Origin of the sequence: Paraburkholderia sp. (assembly GCF_049581445.1) — a bacterium.
Taxonomy (GTDB): Bacteria; Pseudomonadota; Gammaproteobacteria; order Burkholderiales; family Burkholderiaceae; genus Paraburkholderia.
On the sequence record NZ_JBAURZ010000323.1, the window covers coordinates 15,643 to 34,727 of the forward strand.

Sequence of the window (19,085 nt, forward strand, 5' to 3'; positions counted from 1 at the left end):
AGGGGCGTAAAGCGGGGCGTCGAAAAGGGCATTGTGCAGCCGGCTTTCGTCTTGAGCGGCGGACGCTCGAGCCTTGTGTTGCGGCGCGGACTCCGGCGGTGGCGTTGGGGTAAGGACTTCGATTCGCACGATATGGGCCGTTTGATATAACGGGTATGCCTACCCTTGTGGCGTGCGGTTTGCCGGAATGTCTCGTAATATTGGTGAGAATATAGCGCGGTGAACGCCGCGCCGTCCCCGATGCCCGAGGAGTTGCACGCATGGACCTGATGAACCCGATTGCCGAAGCGGCGGTCCCCGCCACCGCCACCGCCACGGCCACGGCCAGCAACTTCTTTCTCACCGGCCAGGTGCTGCGCCCGCTATCGCTATCTGTCGATCAATTGCACGGCTATGACAGCGTGCTTTCTGCGCCATTCGATCTGCGCTGTTTCACCACCAACCGTTTTATTCGGGAGGTGGGCTGTTATCGGGGCGTGCGTCTGACCGACCTGATCGAAGAGGCGGGACTGTACAACGATTCGCCTGGCGATTTCAAGCGGGCTGTATTCATGGCCATGGCACACGACGGCTACGCGGTGACGTTTTCATGGCACGAGCTGTTCAATACGCGAGTGGGCGAAAGCGTTCTGGTGGCCTATGAATGCGCCGACCAGCCGTTGACGCTCGAAGACGGTGTGCCGATTCTCCACTCGGGCGCGGACATCATGGCCGCTCCGCGACATGTCAAGCGGCTGGCGGGTATCGTCGTGCAGGTGCTGAAGCCCCCGATGTGACCTCAAGGGACGTGTTGCGACGCGCAAATCGCACGTGTCGCGACGCGACGTGCTTCGTGTATGCTTTCGCGCATGGCTGAATCCGCGAAAACTCAATCTCTCCCGGCGAAACCCGCGCGTACGAGGGCGCCCACCAAGGCCTCCCCCGAGGTGCGTTTCAGAATGCGTATCCGCAAGGGCGAAACCGTGGCGCTCGGACCCGGCAAGGTCGACTTGCTTGAAGCGGTGCGGGAGCACGGTTCGATCTCGGCTGCGGCGCGCAGTCTCGACATGTCCTACCGTCGCGCGTGGCTGCTGATCGACGAACTCAACCAGTCGTTGAAGTCACCGGCGACCGTCTCCGAGCAGGGCGGCCAAAGCGGCGGCGGCTGCGTGCTCACGCCGGTCGGCGAAAACATCGTGCGCCTGTATCGCGAAGTGGAAGCGCAAGCGCAAAAGTCCTGCGCAAAGCAGATTGACGAGTTGACCAGACTGATCCGCAGCTAGCGAGTCCTGGCTGGTGTTTGTCAGGCTTTGGTCACAGGTTGATCAGGCCATCAGGCACGTCACCCGTCTCAACCATGCCGCAGGCAAAACGCCGACGGCGGCCGCGCGTTGGCAACGGGCGTGCGGTCCGCATGCACGCGTGCAATCAGCTCGATGAAACTGGCTACGCTCGCAGTGCGCAGCGGGTAATAGTCCACCTGATGCCGTTCGCAGACGCGCTTTAGCATGTTCATTGAATCGTGGTCGATGCAGTCCACCGGGAACACGACGATATCCGCGCCCGGCAATGCGGCCGCGAGGAGCCCCTTGCGATCTTCGACACCGCCGTCGTGCACCACGAATTCGCCGCCTGCGGAGCTGACGAGCGCCTTGAGTGCGGTGTTCGATCCCGGCCGTCCACCGACATAGACGACGCGCATGCCACGCACGTTTTCGAGTCCGGCGCGGCGAGCGCCGCCCTGATCCAGCGCATTCAGCGTGGCGCTTTCGAGCGCATGACATTCCGCCTGAACCACCTTCAGCAACGCCAGCGCCTGATCGCGGCTCTGGCGCAGCGCCTCGGCAATGCCTTGCTCCTCCTGGGCGCGTAACTCGGCCGCCTCACGACGGTTCGTGTGCAGCGCCAAGCGCTGTTCGCTTTCGGCGAGCTTTTGCTGGAGCGTCTGCATTTCGGCGGCGAGTTCGGCGCTATCTATTGAAGGCTGCAATGTGGCCTGGGCGGTGAGCTTGACGATCCGCTCGGTCAGTTGTTCAACCATGGTGTCGCGTTCCGCGCTGACCTCCCGCAGACGACTTTGCTGCCGCTCGACCTTGTCTCTCAACGCCGCGTTTTCTTCCTCCAGCGCAACCAGCCGACGAATATCCGCACGATTGGCCGCCCCCACCAGATGCGACAGCATATGCAACTCGCCGAATGCCGACTGGCGCACCGGCATGGTCGCGTATGGGTGAGTCATTAGCGCCCAATACGCTGGTGGGATGTCGCCGATCTTGAGGGCTTCATTCCACAGCGCCAGCACCGCTTCTTCGTCCGTTGCCTGATCGAAACGGCGGATCGCACCGGCATATCGCTCGTCGAGCGCCTTGTTTAGGGCTTTGCTGCCTGTGCCGCCCGCAATGGCCAGTTCGACGGCCGCGTGGTGAATTTGCAGATCGCTCGCCTGCTGACGGTCGAGTTCGGTGAACTTCGGCACCAGCTTGCGAAGTTCGTGCGTGGTGAGGCATGTGCCGATCACCGAGCAGTGCAGGTGAGGATCCAGTTCGGAAAGCTTGCCGCGGCGCCGCCCCCGCGTGAGCTGTACGGATGAGGGCACGCAACAGGCGTCGGCTGCGCGGAGCCTGGCGTCGTCGCCGGTGCGCACTGCTGCGTCGGTAGTTTGAGCGAGGCGAAACGGGGGAGTGTGCATGGCGACCTCGAATCCGGTTCTGGTGACAGGGCCGCCGGCATTGCGCACCGGATGATGTAGAGGCCATCACCATCAATCTCAGTACCGCAATATACCATTGAATATAGCGGTGCGGCCTCGCCGGCCTATGGCGTCGGTGTTCAGTCTGCGGTATGCAGGACCAGCGCGGCACGCGCGCGCTGCTCCAGCACGTGTTCGACACACAGGCCGACAAACGTCGCGTCGAGCCGTTCCAGTTCGGCGGCTACCCCGCGTAGTGGCGCTGGATTGTCGCTATAGGCGTCGGAGAAGATGGCGTCGCGCAGGCGCTCAGCGGAGCGCGCCTCCTTGATGGCCACTTTCAACTCGGAAAGGCGGCTAAACGCAGCTGTTTTGCCTTGTTCGGCAAGCACCGAGAGCAACCGGTTGAACGAAGCGTCACGTAAGGCGCTCGTGAACGCTGGCTCGCCCTGAAGATCGGCGAACATCAGAACGAAGCGCTGCACACTGCCATAGAGACGCCTGAAGGCATCGACGACGTCGCGGATCAACTCGGCGCGTGCGCGATCGGGCGTCGACTTCAAGGCCGTGATCGTGCTTGAAAGGTCTTTGGCGGTCGGCTTTACGAGCCCCAAAGGCTTGTTCGAAGTAAGGCTGCTGCGCTCCAATCTTTACTCCAGGTAACGTGTTCTGTTGCATCAAATAGCAGATGGTCCGACCTGTGCTGGCTTTTGCTGAAGGCCAGGCCGGGCGCCATTCGATCCATATCGCGATATTCCGTAGGATATAACGAACGACGCCACCAGAGATAGATGCGCCCCATCAGGCAGTTATTTGGAATCAGCGGTTTTTCGCGAAATCGAGAAAGGCGCGCACGGCCGGCGCGCGCTCGTATTTCCGGTAGGCAAGGGCGATTTCCGAAGGAATGGGCTTGCCTTTGATGTCGCGGTACACGACGCCTGGCAGCGCCATGCACTCCGCCAGCGTGTGCGGCACGATCGCAACCATGCCGCCTAACGACACGCACGAGAGCACGGCCGCGAGCGTGCCGGGCTGCGGACCCAGTTTGGGCAAGAAGCGTCCGCGCCGCGCGAGTTCGAGGGTTCCGGCCTCCTGCTCCGGTAACACAAAGCACTGATCGCGCAGTTGCGCGGGCGCGAGCGACGGGAACGCCGCGAGTTCCGAATCTTCCGGCAGTGCGACTACAAAAGCATCCCGGTACACGGTCGCGGTTTCGATGCCATCCAGGAGTTGCATGGGCGGGCGCACGTAGGCGGCATCCAGTTGGCCGTCGGCGAGCATGGCGGGGATGCGATCCATCGGCACTTCGCGAACGGTGATATCAACGCGCGGATACGCCTCACGAAAGCCGCCGGCCGCTTTGCGCAGCACACCCGTAAAAGCCGCTGACGCGATATAGCCAACCTCGACGCGTCCTAGCTCGCCCCGTTCGGCGAGGGCAGCGCGTTCTGCGCCACGGGACAGCTGCTCGAGCGCGGGCACCGCCTCGGCAAGCCACGCCTCGCCGGCGGCGCTCAGCGCCACTGAACGCTTGGTGCGATGGAACAGACGCACCCCGAGCAGTCGCTCCGCTTCCTGAATCAGCTTGGTGAGCGAGGGGGGCGCGAGATCGAGTTCCTCCGCCGCGCGCGCGAAGTGAAGATGCTTCGCGACGCAGACAATGCAGCGGATATGGCGCAGTTCGAGTTGCCGCATAGTATTGCCGAATGGATTAATTATCTTGTCATTCTATGATAATGACAGGAAACAGGCGTCACGTTACCCTTGCAGCCATTTCCTCCTGGTCGGGTGTCCGATGTCCCAGCTTCCACACGAACAGTCCACGCAAACCGTGCCGGAGTCGGCGGGTGAGCCTCACGGCACGCCGCGCGCGGTACACAATCCCGCCTTCGTACTGGCCACCGCTTCGGCGACCTGCGCGTTGATTGTGCTCGATACCAATGTCGTGGCGGTCTCGCTGCCGTCTATCGCACGCTCGTTTCACGCGAGTTTTGCCGATGTCGAGTGGGTCGTCAGCGCCTATATGGTCGCGTTCGCGTCTTGCCTGCTGCCGGCCGGCGCGCTCGCCGATCGTTTTGGCAGAAAGCGCACGCTGTTGCTGGGGCTGGCGGTGTTTTTTCTGGCGTCGCTCGGGTGCGGGCTCGCGCCTTCGGTTGCGGTGCTGAATATCGCGCGTGCCGTGAAGGGCGTGGGCGCGGCCCTGCTGTTGCCCTCGGCGCTAGCGGTGATCGCGCATACATTCCAAGAAGGGCCCGCGCGTGTGCGCGCCTGGGCCGTGTGGGGCACCTGCATGGGCGTGGCGACGACGGTGGCGCCGCTCGTGGGCGGCATGATCACGCAGTGGGTCGGCTGGCGCTGGATCTTCCTGCTCAACCTGCCGGTCTGCGCAGTGCTGGCCGTATGTGCACTGCGGACAATCGGCGAATCACGCAACCCGCACGCCGGGCCGGTCGATGTGGCCGGCAGCGCGTTGTTCGGCACGGCGCTCGCACTCCTGATCTGGGCGTTCATCGAGGCGCCCACGGCTGGCTGGACGAGCCTCGCGACCGTTGTGCGGTTCTGTGTCAGCGCGCTGCTGTTCACCGGCTTTATCCAGGTGCAACGCCTGCGGCAGCACGCCATGGTGGACCTGACGCTATTCCGTCAGCCACGCTTTGTCGCCGCTGTCCTCGCCATGTTCGGTTACGCCGCGTGCGCACAGGTGATGATGACCTTTCTGCCGCTTTATTTGCAGAATGCCTTCGGGTTGAGCGCGGTGAAAGCGGGCACCGGCATGCTGCCGTTTGCGCTTGCGATGGTGGTGGGGCCGTACATCGGCTCCGCGCTATCCAGACGTCTGTCGGCGTTGTCGCTGCTTAGCACGGGGTTGCTGCTGATCGGTGTGGGGAATCTGTTGACCGCGCTGTGCGCAGCACCAGTCGCCGGCGATGCCCGCTATGGGTTCGTCGCGCTCGGCATGATCGTCACGGGGATTGGCGCGGGCGTACTGAACGGCGACACCCAAAAGGCGATCATGGCCTGCGTACCGCCCAATCGCACCGGTATGGCGTCGGGGATCAGCACGACTACGCGCTTCACCGCCATTGTCAGCTCCGTGGGCATACTCGGCGCTGTGCTGGCTGCGCGTACCCAAAGCGCGTTCAATGCGCGGCCCGAGTTGACGTCGGCCATCCGGCATGAACTCGACGCGGGATTCATGTCGCGCGTGCTAGCCGGCGACGCGGCCGGCGCCACGGCGAATCTGTCGCCGGCTGTGGGCGCAGCGCTGCGGAGTGCGGCGCATATCAGTTTCGCAAGCGGTTTCTCCGCCGCGCTGTATCTGGCTGGCTTGATCGCGATCGCGATTGCCGTGAGTGTGCGTCTGCTGGCGGCCCGCGCATCGTCCTCGCTGGCAAGCGGCATCGCCGTGGAGTGAACTGGCGCGAGTGACCGATGATGCCGCCACGTCCGCAAGCAATGATGTCCCTGCAGACCAAAGTGCAGCTCTCTAGAGTGGCGCTTCGAGTATCGACAGGGCGCCGTTAATTTCCGATATTGTTGCGCTTGGGCTGTCTCAAGACGGCACGTCCGGACTCCAGGCCGTTCAATACGGGAATACAACCAATAATGAGTCATCCGAACAGCGCGTTGATCCAACGCTTCTACGAGGCGTTTGCGCGGCGCGACGCCGAAGCCATGAGCGCCTGCTATACCCCCGACGTGCGCTTCAGCGACCCGGTCTTCGGGGAACTGCGCGGCGACGAGGCGCGTGACATGTGGCGCATGCTGACGCAGCGCGCACAGGAGTTTTCCTTGACTTTTTCCGAGGTGGAAGCGAATGAGCGCAGCGGCAGCGCGCACTGGGTGGCGCGCTACCTGTTTAGCCAGACGGGCCGCACGGTGGTCAACCGGATACAGGCGCAGTTCGTGTTTCGTGACGGCCTGATCGCCGAACATCACGACGGCTTTGATCTGTGGCGCTGGTCGCGTCAAGCGCTGGGGTTCAAGGGCGTGTTGGTGGGATGGACGCCGCTTGTGCAACGCGCTATCCGCGCACAAGCGAGGAAAGGCCTGGACGCATATCGGTCTAAGCGGCCATGAGTCTGCCGATGGCTTTCAGGCTGCATCCTGGAGCGACTTGCATGGGATTGCCTGGATGATGCAGTATTTCGTCAGCGGGGAATGCGAAAACTGGCCGTGAGCCGAATGGGCGAAACGGTCAGTACCGCCTTAGCCACAGAACCTTTGGAACCACCAGAAGCATTCGAACCATTAGAACCAGGAGGACGAGCACCGATGCCTGTCTTGGATGCGGCCTGGGACGATTGGCTGGCCACCAATGCAAACCGCGGCTGCGCGGCGGACTCGATGGTCGATTCGATGGTGCGGGCGGGTTTCGATTCGGTCACAGCGAGTGCTGCTGTGCACCGGGCCCTGGCTGCCGCTAGCGGCAACGCGGTGGTGGCGGCGGCGGTCGGCGCGGCAGCACCTTCTGATGTCACGCAAGCAGGAGGAGCAGGTACGCAGGCGAGCCTCATCAAACGCTTGCCGGGTGCGTATCAGTACGACTCATCGCCCGTGGCGAGCGGCAACCTGATTCGCGCGTTCGATCGCGACGTCAAGGTGCTGATGCGTTGCGAGCGTCCGCAGGTCATTGTGTTTGGCGACGTGTTGAGTCCCGACGAGTGCAACGAGATGATCGAGCGCTCACGTCACCGTTTGAAACGCTCGACGACGGTGAATCCCGATACCGGTCAAGAGGATGTGATCCGCAACCGAACCAGCGAGGGGATCTGGTTTCAGCGCGGTGAAGATGCGTTCATCGAGCGTCTCGACCAGCGTATTGCAAGCCTGATGAACTGGCCGGTGGAAAACGGCGAGGGGCTGCAGATCCTGCACTACAACACCACTGGCGAATATCGCCCGCATTTCGATTTTTTTCCGCCGGATCAGCCGGGCAGTGTCGTGCATACCGCACGCGGCGGTCAACGTGTGGCCACGCTGATCGTCTACCTCAACGATGTCCCGGACGGTGGCGAGACCATCTTTCCGGAGGTGGGCATGTCGGTTGCCGGCAAGCAGGGCGGTGCGGTGTATTTCCGCTATCTGAACGGCCTGCGGCAACTCGATCCACTGACCTTGCATGGCGGCGCACCGGTGAAAGGCGGCGACAAGTGGATCATGACGAAGTGGATGCGCGAGCGGGCTTATGTCTGATGTCCACGTGACAAGGGAATTGGCGCGGCAGCGGCTCCGCACACCTTTCACGCGCCCCTTGCCGGCCGCGTTCTCTTGATCCTTCACGTCCGGCAAGGCGCCCGGGCTCAATAAAAAGCATGACGGCTGCACCGCCGTCATGCGCCTGCTCATCAGCCAGCCTGCAGCGCCTCGTCACGGGCGCCGCCTTGACCCGCTTCACGCAAGACAGCGTCGAAAAAATGCGCTTGCGCTTGTGAATCCGAACGGCCATAAGCCCGGTTGATCCCGCTGATTACGGCACGAATCGACGCCGTAATCAGATTCGCGTCGATGCCCACGCCAAATGCGCTGCCCACCACCTGCGCCCCGGCCATTTCTGCAATGGCAATCGCCTTGGCATCTGCGCCTTGGGTCAGCGCGCGTTCCTCGTAGTGCTGGATGCGTACCGGCGTGCGCAACGCATGCATCAACGCATCCAGCGGACCATTGCCTTCGCCCGACAGCGTCGTGCGCTGCCCCTTGATATCCACGGTCAGACGGATACGCTCGCGCCCGCCATCCTCCGAGAGTGCGTGCCCGATATAGCGCACGGGCTCTTCATTGCGGACGTACTCATCCTGGAACACTTCCCAGATCTGCTGTGCGGAGACTTCCTGACCGCTATCGTCAGTGAGTTGCTGCACGGCAGAACTGAAATCGACCTGCAGACGACGCGGCAACACCACGCCATGAGTCTGTTCGAGCAGATAGGCGATGCCGCCTTTGCCTGACTGGCTATTGACACGGATGATCGAGTCGTAGGTGCGGCCCAGGTCGCGCGGGTCCACCGGCAAGTACGGCATCTCCCACAGCGCGTCGTCTTTCTGCACGGCGAAACCCTTCTTGATGGCGTCCTGATGCGAACCCGAGAAGGCGGTGAACACCAGATCGCCGACATACGGGTGACGCGGATGTATCGGCAATTGCGTGCATTCCTCGGCAGTACGGGCGACTTCGTTGACATGCGAAAAGTCGAGGCCTGGATCGACGCCTTGTGTGTACAGATTCAGCGCGAGCGTCACGAGGTCGACATTCCCGGTGCGCTCGCCATTGCCGAACAGACACCCTTCGACACGATCAGCGCCGGCCATTACCGCGAGTTCAGCGGCTGCAACCGCCGTGCCGCGATCGTTGTGCGGATGCACCGAGAGCACCAGCGAGTCGCGTCGCGCGAGGTTGCGGTGCATCCATTCAATCTGGTCCGCGTAGAAATTCGGCGTGCCGACTTCCACCGTGGCCGGCAGATTGACGATCGCTTTGCGTTCGGGCGTCGGCTGCCAGACGTCGAACACGGCATCGCACACTTCCTTGGCGAAATCGAGTTCGGTAGCCGTGAAGGTCTCCGGGCTGTATTGCAGCGTGAATTCGGTTTCGGGCGTGGCCTCGACGAGACGCTTCATGGTGCGCGCGGCATTCACGGCCAGTTGCTTGACACCGTCGCGCTCGAGCCCAAACACGATCTTGCGGAATTCCGGCGCAGTTGCGTTGTACAGGTGGACAATCGCACGCGGCACACCACGGATCGATTCAAAGGTGCGTTCGATCAGATCGTCACGCGCCTGAGTGAGTACTTCGATGGTGACGTCCTCGGGAATATGGCCGCCTTCGATCAACTCGCGCACGAAATTGAAGTCCGTCTCGGAAGCAGAAGGAAACGCGACTTCAATTTCCTTGAAACCGATCTGCACCAGCGTCTTGAACATGCGCATCTTGCGCTGCGCGTTCATCGGTTCAAACAGTGCCTGGTTGCCGTCGCGCAGATCGGTGCTCATCCAGATCGGCGCACGCGTGATGGTGCGCGAGGGCCAACTGCGCTCGGGCAAATTGACGGGCGTGAACGGACGGTATTTGGTAGCAGGATTTTTCAGCATGACGGGCTCGCAGGTTCGGTAAAGACGTAAATGGACAGTGTGGAGCGGAAGAGGAACGAGACGAAGCACGGCCGCCGGTGGGCAACCGGGGCAAGGTCAGCAAAGCTTGGGAATTAGTTGCGCTTCAGATGCGTTAGATGCAGGAAGCGCGTAGCAGCAGACCTAGCCCGGTAGAGCGGGCTAGTAGTAGGAGGGATAGCAGGGTCTGTGCGGCAAACATGGGCGTAATAGGATCACAAATGCGGGGCGCGGTCAAGCGAAGCTTGTGTGTACGGCGCGCGGTGCTGGTGCATGGACGGGGTGATCCGGCAGGGTGACTGGCCATGGCGCCCAGGTAGCGACCGGCTTGCATTCGCACTGCGGTGGGTGGCGGCTATGGGCTATGGGCTATGGCCCCGCCGTATTGCCAAGCGGCCGCGCGGAGCGGGTTTTCAGCGCCGATCGCGCATTGCTGTAGCCCATCCGCAGGATCATCAGGCCAATCACCGCCGCCGCGACGTTGTCCAGCGCGGGGATCCCCGCCATACCGCCGGCGACGCCCAACGCCGCGACCAATGCCGACACCGCATCAAGCCTCGCGTGCCACGCACTTGCGTGGAGGACGGCGGAATCGGTCCGTTGCGCCTCGGCCCGCATATAGCGAAACAAGGCCTCCTTGCTCGCCATCGTCAGCAAGGCTGCCGCGAGGGCACTGGCGCGCACCGTGGCGCTGGTGCCCGGTATCGCGCTCGGCCGGAAGCAATGCCACAGCATGTCCGTAGCGGTGCCGATCAGCAGCAGCCCAATCAGCAGGTTGGCCAGCGTCCCGTGGACGCCGCCGTCAGGACCGGCGGGACCACGCCTGCCGGCTGCGGAGGCCGCTGCCAGATAGAGCACGGCGAGCACGACACCGTCCGCGGCGAGATCGCTCAGCGTATGGATGCCATCGGCGACCAGAGCGTCGGAATGTGCAAACAGTCCAATGCCAATCTGCAATGCCATCAACGCGGTATTTAGCGCGGCGCTGACATAGGCAGCCATAAAGCAGCTGCCGCGCGACTGACGAGGACGGTCGGGCGACGAGGGCATCGGGCAGGGACTAGTTCGAGTAATGCATGCAGGCTATCCATCGAACATTGCGCCGCCGTGACAACATCTTCAGCTCGTACGAGCGCTACATATCGCGATGGGCTGCAGATTTCCACGTAAATGCAAGAAATGGCGTGAGCAAAACGCGATGGCACTCGCGCAATTCCCGGCGTAATCGACGCAGCCACGTTGGGAAACGTCTGCACGTTTCGCCGGGTCGGAAGGCATACCATTTTGGCTCGCCCGCGTGGGGTAGTTGCGCCTGCATGCGGCACGAGCAAACCGACTGAGATGAAATAGCGATGCCTGAAGTGAACTCCGCTGTGCAAGACTGGCTTGCCGACCATGCAAGGCGCGGTTGTAGCCCGGTCGCCATGGTCGATGCCATGGTTCAGGTGGGCTTTGAACAGGCCTTCGCCGATGAGGCTGTGCATCAAGCGCTGCAAGCGGCTGCCGGTTACTACACCCAAGCTCACTATCCCCACGGTTTCGAAGCGCTCAACGACGAATATCGCTACGATCCGGTGCCCGTCGCTGCAGGCAATGTGATCCGCGCCCATGATCGCGATATCGAGGTGCTGGTGCGCTGCGATCGCCCGCAGGTCATCGTGTTCGGCAATGTGCTCAGTGCGGACGAATGCGCGGCATTAATCGAACGTGCACAACCGAAGCTGAAGCGGTCCACCACGGTCAATCCTGAGAGTGGAGCAGAGGACATCTTCCCGTCCCGCACCAGCGAAGGGGCGTTCTTCCAGCGTGGCGAGGATCCGTTCATCTTAAATCTGGAGCAGCGCATTGCTGCCCTGATGAACTGGCCGGTCGAGAACGGTGAGGGTTTCCAGGTGCTGAACTATCGGGTCGGCGCGGAATATACGCCGCACTTCGATTATTTCCCTCCGCAGCAAGCAGGGAGTGCTGTGCATACCGAGCGTGGCGGCAATCGGGTGGCGACCATGGTTCTGTATCTGAACGATGTGCCCAACGGCGGCGCAACGTACTTCCCGGAAGCGGGAATTTCCGTGGCGGCGAGGCAAGGCCGAGCGGTGTACTTCCGTTATATGAACGGCTACCGGCAACTCGATCCGCTGAGCCTGCACGGCGGCGCCCCGGTGCTCGTCGGCGAGAAGTGGATCATGACGAAGTGGGTGCGGGAGCGGGCAGCAGGTTGAGTGTCCCTCAGGAAGCTTTGCGCGAACCGCCGCCAACGCTCTGGCCAGCGTCGTGTGCCAGTTGCCAGTACCCCCACATCGAAGCCAGCGTCAACAGGCCGGCGCACAGGAAGGCGATACGGAAATCGTCGAGCGTGAACACATGCCCCGTGTGCTCGCCATTCAACGCCGCCGCGCCGCGCAATGCGACCGCACCGAAGGCGATGCCAAGGCCGATTGTCATTTGTGCGGCGGCGCTCCAGAGCGTGCTGGCGGCGCTCATCTGCGGTTGCGAGACGTCGGCATAAGCGAGCGTGGCGAGGGTTGAGAATTGCATCGAACGGGCGACTCCGTACACGAACACCACGATCAGAATCCACGCCAACGGGGATTCCGGCGTGAGCAGGCCGCACGCAATTGTCGCGATGCTGGCAACGATGACATCCACGATCGACACCAGTCGGAAGCCGAAGCGCTGCAGGATGCGTGTGGTCAGCGCCTTCATGCCGAGGTTGCCAAGCGCACTGGCAAGGAGCAGCAGCCCCGACTTGAATGCCGACATACCGAAGCCGATCTGGAACAGCAGCGGCATCAGATACGGCACCGCGCCAATGCCGATGCGGGTGAAAGAGCCTGTCACGACGGTCACGGAAAAGGTGGGGATTTTCAGCGTCGATACGTCGATCAGCGGGTGCGGATGGCGCTGTGCGTGCCGGACCGCCACGAAGCCGAGCACGAGGCCGGCCAGAACGATAGCGCCGGCGATCCACGGATTTTCGCCCGGCTGGCTGGCCAGTTCGGCACCGTACAGGATCGCGGTGAGGGTGGCACCGCTCAACGCGAGGCCGACGATATCCAGCGGCCGGCGCTCGCTGCCCCGCAGATTGGGCACCAGCGCAACGACCGCCGCCATGACGGCGATGCCAAACGGCACATTCAGCAGAAAAATCCAGCGCCAGTTGGCGTAAGTGGTGATGAAGCCACCGACGGGCGGCCCGACCACCGGCGCGGCAATCGCCGGCCAGGTGATGGTAGAGATCGCTTGCATCAGGCGGCTTTTTTCCGTACTGCGCACGACGATCAGGCGGCCGACCGGCACCATCATGGCGCCGCCAATGCCTTGCAACAGGCGCGCCGCGGTGAACTCATTTACGTTTTGCGACATGCCGCACAGCACCGACGCCACCGTAAACACGCCAATCGCAATGAAAAAGACGGTACGCGAGCCGCAGCGGTCGGCTACCCACCCGCTGACCGGGATAAAGATCGCCAACGCCAGCATGTAGGCCGTCATGCCGAGACTGAGGCTATTCGGACCGACGCCAAATGTGCGCGCCATTTGCGGCAAGGCGGTGGCGATTACGGTGGTGTCGAGGTACTCCATAAAAAAGGTCGCCGCGACGATATACGGCAGCCAGCCAATGAAGCCGGGACGTCCGCCAGGCTGGTTCATCGCGCCTCCCATAGAGCCAGCGCCGTGCGGACACGCTTATGCGTCGGGATCGAACGTCCGCGAGAGGACGGGGTCAGAGTCAGGGCGTTGTTGTTTCTGTTCAAAATCGTCTCGTCTTTGCGTTGATGGCGTGGCCGTTCGCTTAACGTCGACCAGCGTCTCACGGTGGGTCGCGTGGCACGGCTGGAGACAACCGCAGCCCCACGCAACCCGATCAGCCCGACAGCACTGAAGTGCAATTTTTTCATACCTTGCGCCATTGTGGCGTCCGCTTAACAAATGACGGCAATCTAAGCCCGGCGCGACCACATAGCGAATTGCAATCATCGCAATTTAAACAATCAATTTTGTCTATTAAGCGAGTACAGACATAATGTCCCTACTTTCTCAACCACGCACCCAAGAGGACGCAATAAATGCCGATCATCAACAGCCAGATCAAACCTTTCAAGGCAACCGCTTATCACAACGGCGACTTCCAGACTGTCACTGACGAAACCCTTAAGGGCAAGTGGTCGGTCGTCGTGTTCTACCCGGCTGACTTCACGTTTGTTTGCCCGACCGAACTGGGCGACCTGGCCGATCGTTATGCCGAATTCAAGAAAATCGGCGTCGAGATCTACAGCGTGTCGACGGATACGCATTTCACCCACAAGGCATGGCACGACACATCGGACACGATCCAGAAGATCAAGTATCCGATGATCGCCGATCCGACACTGGCTATCTCGCGCAACTTCGACGTGCTGATCGAAGAAGAAGGCATGGCACTGCGCGGCACCTTCGTGATCAACCCGGAAGGCGAGATCAAGCTGTGCGAAGTGCACGACAACGGCATTGGCCGCGACGCAGGCGAGTTGCTGCGCAAGGTGCAGGCCGCGCAATACATCGCGGCACATCCGGGTGAAGTCTGCCCCGCCAAGTGGACGCCGGGCGCTGAAACGCTGACCCCGTCGCTCGACCTGATCGGCAAGATCTAAGCCTGCGCGCTTAGCTCAGTTCTCCCGTATCACGCGCCTCTCGCAGGCGCGTCTCCGTGCGGGCCGCTTCATGCGCTGTCATGCATGCGGCCCGCATGTCTCCTCGCCACGCTTTGCGGTCGCGCCCGGAGCTCCCACTCTCGTCACGGAATTCGAATAGTCATGCTCGACGCCAATCTCAAGACTCAGTTGAAAACGTACCTGGAAAAGGTGACCCGGCCGATCGAGATCGTCGCCTCGCTCGACGACAGCGCCAAATCGCAAGAACTGCTTGCATTGCTCAACGACATCGCGACGCTGTCGACACGCGTCAGCGTGATCGAGCGCCTTGACGACGAGCAACGCAAGCCGTCGTTTTCGATCGGCGAGCCCGGCAAAGCTACCGGCATCCGCTTTGCCGGCATTCCGATGGGACATGAATTCACGTCGCTGGTGCTGGCGCTGCTGCAGGTCGGCGGCCACCCCATCAAGCTCGACGACGCCGTGATCGAACAGATCCGCGAACTCGACGGTGACTATCAGTTTGAAACCTATTTCTCGCTGACCTGCCAGAACTGCCCGGAAGTCGTGCAGGCGCTGAACGTGATGGCCTTGATCAACCCGCGCATTCGCCACGTCGCGATTGACGGCGCACTGTTCCAGAACGAAGTCGAAACACGCCAGATCATGGCCGTGCCGACGATGTTCCTGAACGGCGAAGTATTCGGCCAGGGACGCAGCGGCGTGAAGGAAATCCTCGCCAGGCTCGATACCGGCGCGGGTGCACGTGCGGCCAAGCAACTGGCGAACAAGCCGGTCTTTGACATGCTGATCGTCGGCGGTGGACCTGCTGCCGCGGCGGCCGCAATTTATTCGGCGCGCAAAGGCATCAAGACCGGCGTCGTGGCTGAACGTTTTGGCGGTCAAGTACTGGACACGCTCGCCATCGAAAACTTCGTGTCTGTTCAGGAAACGGAAGGACCGAAGTTCGCGACGGCGCTTGAACAGCACGTCAAAAGCTACGAAGTCGACATCATGGACGTGCAGCGTGCCGACGCACTGATTCCAGGGCGCATCAACGAAGTGCATCTGGCGAACGGTGCGGTGCTGAAGGCGAAGACCATCGTGCTGGCCACGGGCGCACGCTGGCGCGAAATCAACGTGCCGGGCGAACGCGAGTATCGCAATCATGGCGTCGCCTACTGCCCGCACTGCGATGGACCGCTCTTCAAGGGCAAACGCGTCGCGGTGATTGGCGGCGGCAACTCGGGCGTCGAGGCGGCGATCGATCTGGCCGGCATCGTGAGCCAGGTCACGTTGCTGGAGTTTGGCGCGCAATTGCGTGCTGATGAGGTGCTCCAACGCAAGCTGCGCAGTCTCGCCAACGTGGCGATCGTGACGCAGGCGCAGACCACTGAAATCACCGGCGACGGCAAGAAGGTCAATGGTCTCGTGTATAAAGATTTGCGTTCGGGCGAGACGCAACACGTCGAACTCGAAGGTGTATTCGTGCAGATTGGCCTCGTGCCGAATACCGAGTGGCTGAAAGGCACGGTCGAATTGTCGAAGCACGGTGAGATCGTTGTCGATGCGCGCGGTGCCACGTCGGTGCCGGGCGTGTTTGCGGCGGGTGACGTGACGACGGTGCCGTTCAAGCAGATCGTTATCGCGGTAGGTGAGGGCGCGAAGGCGTCGCTCAGCGCGTTCGATCATCTGATTCGCAGTAGCGCCGATGATGAAGTCGAAGCTGAGGAAGAGGCTGCGCTTGCTGTGAGTTGATTGCCTGATACGGCAGCGTAAGTGACGGCGCGATACTAGCGGTCCCGATGCTGTGGCGTTGAAACAAAGCCCGCTTTTTAGCGGGCTTTGTGCTTTTCTGCGCACGTACTTAATTCGCGTCGCCTATTCCGCTTCCTGTCGCGTACCGTGTTCGGCAGCATTGCTTCCGCGGGGCGGCTTGAAAGGGGGCGGCTGGCTCGCAAACGTTTGGCGAACGGCCGCTATGAACTTGCGTATCACGTGACCAGACCACAAGTCAGCCAGATTACATCGAACCCCTGAATATCAGACTGATAAATTGAGTGACGACAAACCCACGCCCAATCTCGGTGCGGCAAAAAAGTGCTTAAGAAATAAAAGAATCTGCCGTCAAAAGAGTCTTAACTGGCTGGAACATTTGGTTGCACTTGCAGGGCGCAACTCGCTTTTTCGCACGCAAAGCCGCAATGGAAATCAGCGTTTGAATCCGCGTTTGAATCGGAGATGACATGTTTGTCGCAATTGGTTGGGTACTGGTATTGGGATCTGTGATCGGAAGCTTTGTTGGAGTGGGCGGGCATCTTCCGGCGCTGGTTCAGCCATTCGAACTCCTGTGCATTTTTGGTGCGGCAATCGGTGCGTTCGTGGTCAGCAATCCGGTAACCACGCTTAAAAAAACACTGAAGAGCCTTCCGACCTGCTTCAAGGGCGGTGGCTACACGAAGGAAAAGTACGTTGAACTGATCGCGCTGCTCTACGAACTGCTGCAGAAAGCGCGCAAGGAAGGGATGATGTCGCTCGAAGCCGACGTCGACGCGCCCGAGGAAAGCGTGCTGTTTCAGAAGTATTCGCACGTGCTGCAGGATCATCATCTGCTCGACTTTATCGTCGATTATCTCCGCATGATGTCGGGCGGTAATGTGAACGCGCTCGAAATGCAGGATCTGATGGACGAGGAACTCGATACGCATCACGCCGAGGCGTCCGTCGCCGCCAATGCGATCCAGAAGATGGCTGACGGTTTGCCGGCGTTTGGCATCGTCGCTGCGGTGATGGGTGTAGTTCACACCATGGGCTCAGTCGGCGCCGCGCCGGCGGTGCTCGGCGAAATGATCGCGGGCGCACTGGTCGGTACCTTTCTCGGCATTTTGCTCGCGTATGGATTCATTGGTCCGCTCGCCGACCTGTTGAACGCGAAGGGGCGAGCGGCAGCCAAGCCGTTTCAGTGCGTGAAAGCGGTGCTGCTCGCCTCGATGAGCGGCTATGCCCCGTCCGTTTCCGTCGAATTTGGCCGCAAGGTGCTCTTCACCGCCGACCGACCGAGCTTCAAGGAACTGGACGAAGCCGTTCGCGCGACCAAGTTGCCCAAAGCAGCATAACGGGGTCAACGGGGTCAACGGGGTCAACGGGGTCAACGGGGTCAACGGGCGTAAAGGGGCGTAAAGGGGCATCAAGGGGAATCGAAACATGGCCGAGAACCGTTCGCAAAGTGCCGAGCAGAGCGAAGTTGTCACTGTCGTGGTACGTCGCGGGAGGAAGAGCCCGGCGCACGATGCCCATCACGGCGGAGCCTGGAAGATCGCTTATGCCGACTTCGTCACGGCGATGATGGCGTTTTTCCTCTTGATGTGGCTGCTCGGTTCAACCTCGCAGTACGACAAGCAGGGTATCGAAGATTATTTCAACACGCCGTTATCGACGTTGCTGGGCGGCAAAGAGGGTGCAGGCGCGGCGCGCCCGAGCGTGGTGCAGGGCGGTGGGCGCGACATCGCGGATACGCACCCGGGCGTGGGCCACAGGAGCCAGCCTCAACCTGCCCGGCCGACACAAGCCATGGCGGCCAACCCGATGCCAGGCCAGCCAGACGCACAACGTCTGGCGCAACTCAAGGCGAAGATCGGCGCATTGATCGAACAGAGCCCGTTATTGCGCGCTTACAAGGAACAGATCCGTATCGCGATCACCGACGAAGGACTGCGCATCGAGATAGTCGATTCGCTGAAGCGTCCGATGTTTGCATCGGGCAGCGCCAGGCTGGAGGACTATGCGGCAACCATCCTCGCGCAAATCGGTGCGGCACTCAACGATGTCGACAATCGTGTTTCGATTGCGGGCCATACGGACGCCGTGCCTTACTCGGGAGGTACCGTGGGGTATTCGAACTGGGAATTGTCCAGTGACCGCGCCAATGCCGCGAGGCGTGCTCTCGTCGCAGGTGGCTTGAAAGAAGAAAAGTTACTGCAGGTCCGTGGTCTCGCCGACGTGTTGCCGCTCGATAAGGACGTCGCTGACGAACCAACCAACCGGCGCATCAGCATAGTGGTACTGAACAACGCGGCCGTGCAGGCGTTCTTCCGCGATGGTGGACGCAGGACGGTCGACGAATCCACTGCCGCTAGCGGCATCTTGCCCGTCGCGTTGAGCGCCGGGCATTAGATAGAAGGCTGGAAGCCGTAGCGGATAGCGCACCGCCTGGCCATGTCCGGCGAGGTGCGCTCCCTGGATGACTAAGCCTCGTTGTGCTCCATTGGATCAAGACTAGCGACGCGCTCGTCCTCAACGGCCGCACAGACCGCGTCGGCAAAGCGCTGCAGCGACGACAGCGAGCCACTCACGCTGTGATACGTCTCGCGCCCAATACGCGCGTCGAGCAGAATTTGCAGACCCGAGGTGCGGGCAAGTTTAACGATATCCATGGCTGTCCCCCTGGTGAAGCGGCGTGCCACACTGCGTTCTTGAATAGATCAAGGCAGGCCATGGCGGCGTACCATCGTGCGCCGAGGGGCTACCTGTCGGGTGTGGCGCTCATCCGGCCACGGTTAAATGTAGTCGACGAATTTTCGGCGCCATGGTCCGAACAACAGGCGATAACGGATGCAATTCGCTTCTTGGACGCGCGCGCGTGGGGACGTGTGACGCCGGGTGTGAGCCGCGCCATGTGCG

General features: G+C 61.6%; 17 protein-coding genes. 10 read left to right on the forward strand and 7 right to left on the reverse strand.

Translation table 11 applies throughout. The features are described 5' to 3' along the window. The first annotated feature begins 260 nt into the window (after positions 1-260). Positions 261-776 carry a molybdopterin-dependent oxidoreductase gene (locus WCA85_RS27045; RefSeq protein WP_424067936.1) on the forward strand — a complete coding sequence of 172 codons (516 nt, stop codon included), beginning with the start codon at positions 261-263 and terminating at the stop codon, positions 774-776. Between the two features lie 60 nt (positions 777-836). Then, positions 837-1,262 (forward strand): winged helix-turn-helix domain-containing protein, encoded by a 426-nt coding sequence (locus tag WCA85_RS27050; protein WP_424067937.1) that lies wholly within the window; start codon positions 837-839, stop codon positions 1,260-1,262. 68 nt (positions 1,263-1,330) lie between these two features. Here WCA85_RS27050 and WCA85_RS27055 read toward each other — a convergent pair whose 3' ends face one another. From WCA85_RS27055 to WCA85_RS27065, 3 genes are all read right to left on the reverse strand, one after another. Beyond that, positions 1,331-2,668 (reverse strand): DUF2325 domain-containing protein, encoded by a 1,338-nt coding sequence (locus WCA85_RS27055; RefSeq protein WP_424067938.1) that lies wholly within the window; start codon positions 2,666-2,668, stop codon positions 1,331-1,333. A gap of 140 nt (positions 2,669-2,808) precedes the next feature. Continuing rightward, positions 2,809-3,315 (reverse strand): hypothetical protein, encoded by a 507-nt coding sequence (locus tag WCA85_RS27060; RefSeq protein WP_424067939.1) that lies wholly within the window; start codon positions 3,313-3,315, stop codon positions 2,809-2,811. A 172-nt stretch (positions 3,316-3,487) separates the two neighbouring features. Further along, on the reverse strand, positions 3,488-4,363 hold the full coding sequence (locus WCA85_RS27065) for a LysR family transcriptional regulator (protein ID WP_424067940.1): 876 nt from the start codon (positions 4,361-4,363) through the stop codon (positions 3,488-3,490). Positions 4,364-4,463: 100 nt separating this feature from the next. On the opposite strand from WCA85_RS27065, the gene WCA85_RS27070 reads away from it, so the two are divergent. The 3 genes from WCA85_RS27070 to WCA85_RS27080 all read left to right on the forward strand — a co-directional run bounded on the left by WCA85_RS27070 (position 4,464) and on the right by WCA85_RS27080 (position 7,864). Next, the gene (locus WCA85_RS27070; RefSeq protein WP_424067941.1) at positions 4,464-6,083 is read left to right on the forward strand and encodes an MFS transporter; all 1,620 of its coding nucleotides are present in this window, start codon (positions 4,464-4,466) and stop codon (positions 6,081-6,083) included. A gap of 191 nt (positions 6,084-6,274) precedes the next feature. Next, a complete protein-coding gene (locus tag WCA85_RS27075) occupies positions 6,275-6,748 on the forward strand; it encodes a nuclear transport factor 2 family protein (protein ID WP_424067942.1) in 474 nt (157 codons plus the stop codon). Between the two features lie 195 nt (positions 6,749-6,943). Further along, entirely contained in the window at positions 6,944-7,864 is a 921-nt protein-coding gene (locus WCA85_RS27080) for a 2OG-Fe(II) oxygenase (RefSeq protein WP_424067943.1), read from the forward strand. 152 nt (positions 7,865-8,016) lie between these two features. Here the strand turns inward: WCA85_RS27080 and leuA are convergent, their stop codons facing one another. Both leuA and WCA85_RS27090 read right to left on the reverse strand, forming a co-directional pair. After that, on the reverse strand, positions 8,017-9,756 hold the full coding sequence (gene leuA, locus WCA85_RS27085; protein ID WP_424067944.1) for a 2-isopropylmalate synthase: 1,740 nt from the start codon (positions 9,754-9,756) through the stop codon (positions 8,017-8,019). Between the two features lie 387 nt (positions 9,757-10,143). After that, complete coding sequence (locus tag WCA85_RS27090; protein ID WP_424067945.1) at positions 10,144-10,776, reverse strand: cation diffusion facilitator family transporter; 633 nt, start codon at positions 10,774-10,776, stop codon at positions 10,144-10,146. 350 nt (positions 10,777-11,126) lie between these two features. Between WCA85_RS27090 and WCA85_RS27095 the strand changes: the two genes are divergently transcribed. After that, positions 11,127-11,993, forward strand: coding sequence for a 2OG-Fe(II) oxygenase (locus WCA85_RS27095; protein ID WP_424067946.1), 867 nt, complete (start codon positions 11,127-11,129; stop codon positions 11,991-11,993). A 7-nt stretch (positions 11,994-12,000) separates the two neighbouring features. Here WCA85_RS27095 and WCA85_RS27100 read toward each other — a convergent pair whose 3' ends face one another. Then, the gene (locus tag WCA85_RS27100) at positions 12,001-13,425 is read right to left on the reverse strand and encodes an MFS transporter (RefSeq protein WP_424067947.1); all 1,425 of its coding nucleotides are present in this window, start codon (positions 13,423-13,425) and stop codon (positions 12,001-12,003) included. Positions 13,426-13,841: 416 nt separating this feature from the next. Between WCA85_RS27100 and ahpC the strand changes: the two genes are divergently transcribed. The 4 genes from ahpC to motB all read left to right on the forward strand — a co-directional run bounded on the left by ahpC (position 13,842) and on the right by motB (position 18,578). Then, positions 13,842-14,405 carry an alkyl hydroperoxide reductase subunit C gene (gene ahpC, locus WCA85_RS27105; protein ID WP_424067948.1) on the forward strand — a complete coding sequence of 188 codons (564 nt, stop codon included), beginning with the start codon at positions 13,842-13,844 and terminating at the stop codon, positions 14,403-14,405. A 162-nt stretch (positions 14,406-14,567) separates the two neighbouring features. Further along, entirely contained in the window at positions 14,568-16,163 is a 1,596-nt protein-coding gene (ahpF, locus tag WCA85_RS27110; protein ID WP_424067949.1) for an alkyl hydroperoxide reductase subunit F, read from the forward strand. A 488-nt stretch (positions 16,164-16,651) separates the two neighbouring features. Next, positions 16,652-17,521 (forward strand): flagellar motor stator protein MotA, encoded by an 870-nt coding sequence (gene motA, locus WCA85_RS27115; RefSeq protein WP_424067950.1) that lies wholly within the window; start codon positions 16,652-16,654, stop codon positions 17,519-17,521. A gap of 88 nt (positions 17,522-17,609) precedes the next feature. Next, entirely contained in the window at positions 17,610-18,578 is a 969-nt protein-coding gene (gene motB, locus WCA85_RS27120; protein WP_424067951.1) for a flagellar motor protein MotB, read from the forward strand. A 71-nt stretch (positions 18,579-18,649) separates the two neighbouring features. On the opposite strand, the gene WCA85_RS27125 is transcribed toward motB, so the two are convergent. Beyond that, the gene (locus WCA85_RS27125; protein ID WP_424067952.1) at positions 18,650-18,838 is read right to left on the reverse strand and encodes a hypothetical protein; all 189 of its coding nucleotides are present in this window, start codon (positions 18,836-18,838) and stop codon (positions 18,650-18,652) included. Between the last annotated feature and the right edge of the window lie 247 nt (positions 18,839-19,085).

What these genes read in the sequence shown, in the direction of transcription:
- WCA85_RS27100 (WP_424067947.1), bottom strand. Translation starts at nt 13,425, where the DNA reads ATGAACCAGCCTGGCGGACGTCCCGGCTTCATTGGCTGGCTGCCGTAT.
- WCA85_RS27125 (WP_424067952.1), bottom strand. Translation starts at nt 18,838, where the DNA reads ATGGATATCGTTAAACTTGCCCGCACCTCGGGTCTGCAAATTCTGCTC.
- WCA85_RS27065 (WP_424067940.1), bottom strand. Translation starts at nt 4,363, where the DNA reads ATGCGGCAACTCGAACTGCGCCATATCCGCTGCATTGTCTGCGTCGCG.
- WCA85_RS27045 (WP_424067936.1), top strand. Translation starts at nt 261, where the DNA reads ATGGACCTGATGAACCCGATTGCCGAAGCGGCGGTCCCCGCCACCGCC.
- ahpC (WP_424067948.1), top strand. Translation starts at nt 13,842, where the DNA reads ATGCCGATCATCAACAGCCAGATCAAACCTTTCAAGGCAACCGCTTAT.
- WCA85_RS27095 (WP_424067946.1), top strand. Translation starts at nt 11,127, where the DNA reads ATGCCTGAAGTGAACTCCGCTGTGCAAGACTGGCTTGCCGACCATGCA.
- ahpF (WP_424067949.1), top strand. Translation starts at nt 14,568, where the DNA reads ATGCTCGACGCCAATCTCAAGACTCAGTTGAAAACGTACCTGGAAAAG.
- motB (WP_424067951.1), top strand. Translation starts at nt 17,610, where the DNA reads ATGGCCGAGAACCGTTCGCAAAGTGCCGAGCAGAGCGAAGTTGTCACT.
- WCA85_RS27080 (WP_424067943.1), top strand. Translation starts at nt 6,944, where the DNA reads ATGCCTGTCTTGGATGCGGCCTGGGACGATTGGCTGGCCACCAATGCA.
- leuA (WP_424067944.1), bottom strand. Translation starts at nt 9,756, where the DNA reads ATGCTGAAAAATCCTGCTACCAAATACCGTCCGTTCACGCCCGTCAAT.
- WCA85_RS27070 (WP_424067941.1), top strand. Translation starts at nt 4,464, where the DNA reads ATGTCCCAGCTTCCACACGAACAGTCCACGCAAACCGTGCCGGAGTCG.
- WCA85_RS27055 (WP_424067938.1), bottom strand. Translation starts at nt 2,668, where the DNA reads ATGCACACTCCCCCGTTTCGCCTCGCTCAAACTACCGACGCAGCAGTG.
- WCA85_RS27090 (WP_424067945.1), bottom strand. Translation starts at nt 10,776, where the DNA reads ATGGCTGCCTATGTCAGCGCCGCGCTAAATACCGCGTTGATGGCATTG.
- WCA85_RS27050 (WP_424067937.1), top strand. Translation starts at nt 837, where the DNA reads ATGCTTTCGCGCATGGCTGAATCCGCGAAAACTCAATCTCTCCCGGCG.
- motA (WP_424067950.1), top strand. Translation starts at nt 16,652, where the DNA reads ATGTTTGTCGCAATTGGTTGGGTACTGGTATTGGGATCTGTGATCGGA.
- WCA85_RS27075 (WP_424067942.1), top strand. Translation starts at nt 6,275, where the DNA reads ATGAGTCATCCGAACAGCGCGTTGATCCAACGCTTCTACGAGGCGTTT.